This window comes from Streptomyces sp. NPDC059668 (assembly GCF_042734135.1).
Classification (GTDB): domain Bacteria; phylum Actinomycetota; class Actinomycetes; order Streptomycetales; family Streptomycetaceae; genus Streptomyces.
Window position 1 is genome coordinate 1 of record NZ_JBHWEL010000136.1, and the last position, 3,744, is coordinate 3,744.

Genomic DNA, 3,744 nt, shown 5'->3' on the forward strand with positions numbered 1-3,744 from the left:
GGGCAAGTTCGCGCACGGCCGCGTACGAACCCGCGAAGCCGATTCCCGCGATGACGAGCGCACCGGCGACGACCACGCCGATGAGAATCCGGTGCATCCGGGTGAGCTGAATGGGCGCGGACACCCGTACTCCCCTCCCCTTGCGTGTTGTTCCTTGCGTGTTGTTGCGCGCAACAGGGTGGCACATGTGTACGGCGTACGGGTGGGCGGTAGCGAAGGAGCCCGGTCCCCGCAGGACCCGGGCTCCGTCAAATGCGTTGGAACGCCTACGAGTTGATCCGCCGAAACGGCCGCGATGTCAGCTCTTCGCGGCCGCGGACTTCGAAGGGGAAGCGCTCTTGGCGGCCGACTTCGAAGGACTCGGGGACTTCGACGGCTTCGCGGACTTCGAGGCGGACGCGGACGGGGACGCCGACTTCGAGGGCGCGCCGGAGCCGTCCTGGCCGCCGCCCGGCCTGCTGCCGTCCTGGTTCGCGGTGGCCACCGAGGCCACCACCTCCTTGACCGCCTTCTCGGCGGCCTTCGTCAGGTCGTCCGCGCCGGGCGCCTTGTCGCCGGCCAGACCGGCGCCGTTGTAGTCGAGCGTGATGACGACGTTCTCGACGCGCGTCACGACCGTCTGCTGCTTGAAGGTGCCTTCCTTCTTCTTCAGGTCGTAGTGCACCGCCGTCGACGCGTCGCCGGCCCCGGAGACCGGCGCCGATCCGGTGGCCTTCGCGCCGGTGACCGTCTGCGCGTCCTTGACCTGCTTCTCGTAGTAGGTCTGCGCGAGCTGGTTGCCCTCGCCGCGCGCCTCGTCCGAGTCGAAGCGCAGCAGGGAGACGTTCAGCCAGCGGAACTGGGATCCCTTGACGCCCTTGTTGTCGAGGCTGTTCCAGGAGCAGTTGCCGCGGTTCCCGGCGTCGTTCGACTGGCCCGCCTTGGCCGACTTCAGGCCCTTCGGGACGAGCTCGCCCAGCGTCTTCTTCGAGAGCACCGCGCAGGGGCTCGGCAGCGTCGCGTACGCGGCCTTCTTGACGGCGTTCGCGGTGGCGTCCGGTGACCCCGCCGCGCTCGTGCCGGTGCTCGGCTTCGCGTCGCCGGAGGCGGAACCGGAGCCGGAGTCCGAGCCGGAGTCCGAGGAACAGCCGGCGGCGACGAACATCGCCGGGACGGCGGCTGCGCAGACAAGGATGCGGGTGAGTCGCGGGGCTCGGCCTACTCGCTGTGCTGGTCGGTGCATGGTTCCTTCACTCGTGGCGCTCGTGGTGCGGCCGCACATGGAACGTGCGGCCGGTCGGGTCCGAGGGGCCACGGTACGCGGTGAGGCAGCCGGGTGTTTCCGGTTCCAGTGGTTCGCGGGGGAGCCCCGCAAGCCCCCGCGGGCCCGCTAACCGTTGAACCTGTCGACCAGCTTCTGGGCCAGATTCCGTGCCTTGTCCTGCATTTCCTTGCTGTCCGGGGCGCCGGCGGAGGCGGTCGGCTGCTCGGCGTACTCGACGGTCACGATCACGTTGGACGTGCGGAACACCACAGTCACCGTGCGCTGCTGGGTCGTCGAGGAGGCCGAGTTGAGCTTGTCGTCGAGGAACGCCTCGTCGCCCATGGAGCCGAGCCGGCGGGGCTGGAGGTCGGCCGGGGTCCCGCTCGTACCGGGGGAGGCGGTCCCGCCGCCGGACACGGGAGTGGACGCGGAAGAGGACGGGGTGGGGGCCCCGCTGCCGGAGGCGGAGGCGGAGCTGGTGGCGGACGCGCTGCCGGTGGCGGACGCGGTGGGCGAGCCGGCGGGTTCGGGAAGGTCCGCCGCCGCCTCCTTGGCCGCGTAGATGTCCTGGGCGCGGGTGTCGTCGCTGATCGCGTTGTCGTACGAGACCACGCGCTCGAAGTCGACGAGGAGGTGGTCGGTGGCGTCGGTCGACTCCACCTTCCAGCCGCAGCCGACACGGCGGTCGGTGTCGTAGGTGAGGGTGGCCTCGCCCTCGTAGGCGGTGTCGCGCTGCTCCTGGTCGGTGATCTGCTTGATGCCGGGCAGCAGCGAGTCGAGGCTGTCGTGGCTGACGGCGGCGCAGGCTTCCGGCAGCGTGCGGTACTTGCCCGGCTGGGCGGCCGGGGTGGTCGCACCGGCGGCACCCGGCTTGGGGTCCGTCGTGGTCTCCCCGCCTCCCGAGCCGCCGGTGCAGCCGGCCAGCAGGGCCGCGAGGAGCACGGCGGTCCCGGGGACGTACGCCTTCCGCTGCACGGTGAGGCTCCTCTCGACGGATTCCGGGGCCCGTGGCCCAGGGAGTCCTGTGGTGCTGTCCTGTGGTTATTCGGTTGCCGCGTGGGGGCGGCCCCTGCAGACAATGTGTATCGCACGCACTGCCGTGGACGCCGGTCCGTTGTCCTGTACGTCGACCTTGGCGCCGCTTTTGCGTTGTATGCCTTTTGTTGCTTTCCGGGGGAATGGGGATGTTATGTCGTACGTGGAGATGCCGGGCGCGCAGGTACCCATCCGTATGTGGGCCGACCCGGCGTCGGTCGAGGACGGTGCGCTGCGCCAGCTCCAGAACGTGGCGACGCTGCCGTGGATCAAGGGGCTCGCCGTCATGCCCGACGTCCACTACGGCAAGGGGGCGACGGTCGGGTCGGTCATCGCCATGCGGGACGCGGTGTGCCCGGCGGCGGTGGGGGTGGACATCGGCTGCGGGATGTCTGCGGTCAGGACGTCGCTGACCGCGGGCGACCTGCCGGGGGATCTGTCCCGGCTCCGGTCGAAGGTCGAGCAGGCGATCCCGGTGGGGCGCGGGATGCACGACTCGCCCGTCGGTCCCGGCGACGTCTACGGACTCGCCACGCCGGGTTGGGACGATTTCTGGGGACGGTTCGACGGGATCGCTGATGCCGTGAAGTTCCGCCGTGAGCGGGCGGCGAACCAGATGGGGACGCTGGGCTCCGGAAACCATTTTGTCGAGATCTGCACGGATACGACCGATTCTGTCTGGCTGATGCTGCACTCCGGCTCGCGGAACATCGGCAAGGAGCTGGCAGAGCATCACATCGGCGTCGCCCAGAAGCTCCCGCACAACCAGGGCCTGATCGACCGTGACCTGGCGGTCTTCGTCGCGGACACCCCGCAGATGGCGGCGTACCGCAACGACCTGTTCTGGGCGCAGGAGTACGCGAAGTACAACCGCACGCTGATGATGGCTCTGCTGAAGGACGTGATCCGCAAGGAGTTCAGGAAGGCGAAGCCGGCCTTCGAGCCGGAGGTCAGCTGCCATCACAACTACGTCAACATCGAGCGCTACGAGGGCATGGACCTGCTCGTCACGCGCAAGGGCGCCATCAGCGCCCGCGCGGGGGAGTTCGGCATCATCCCGGGGTCGATGGGGACGGGCTCGTACATCGTGAAGGGCCTCGGCAACGAGAAGTCCTTCAACTCGGCGTCGCACGGCGCGGGCCGGCGCATGAGCCGCAACGCGGCGAAGCGCCGCTTCTCGACACGGGACCTGGAGGAGCAGACACGGGGCGTCGAGTGCCGCAAGGACTCCGGCGTCGTCGACGAGATCCCGGGCGCGTACAAGCCGATCGAGCAGGTCATCGAGCAGCAGCGCGACCTCGTGGAGGTCGTGGCGAAGCTGAAGCAGGTCGTCTGCGTGAAGGGCTGAACCGTGGGGGGGGGGGGGGGGGGGCGCCGGGGGGGGGCCCCGGCCGCCCCGGCCGGGCGCGACTTTGCGGGGCTAACGCCCGCGTTAATGACCCAACCCCCCGGGGGGGTTCCCGAAA

At 69.8% G+C, this 3,744-nt stretch carries 3 protein-coding genes; 1 reads left to right on the forward strand and 2 read right to left on the reverse strand.

Annotated elements, in window-relative coordinates:
* Window positions 1-298: 298 nt before the first annotated feature.
* Together ACFV2J_RS41980 and ACFV2J_RS41985 are read right to left on the reverse strand one after the other, a co-directional pair.
* A complete protein-coding gene (locus tag ACFV2J_RS41980; RefSeq protein WP_385443747.1) occupies window positions 299-1,222 on the reverse strand; it encodes a DUF3558 family protein in 924 nt (307 codons plus the stop codon).
* A 147-nt stretch (window positions 1,223-1,369) separates the two neighbouring features.
* The gene (locus ACFV2J_RS41985; protein WP_385097192.1) at window positions 1,370-2,218 is read right to left on the reverse strand and encodes a DUF3558 domain-containing protein; all 849 of its coding nucleotides are present in this window, start codon (window positions 2,216-2,218) and stop codon (window positions 1,370-1,372) included.
* Between the two features lie 214 nt (window positions 2,219-2,432).
* Here ACFV2J_RS41985 and ACFV2J_RS41990 point away from each other — a divergent pair, with 214 nt between their 5' ends.
* Entirely contained in the window at window positions 2,433-3,626 is a 1,194-nt protein-coding gene (locus ACFV2J_RS41990; RefSeq protein WP_385097195.1) for an RtcB family protein, read from the forward strand.
* Window positions 3,627-3,744: the final 118 nt, after the last annotated feature.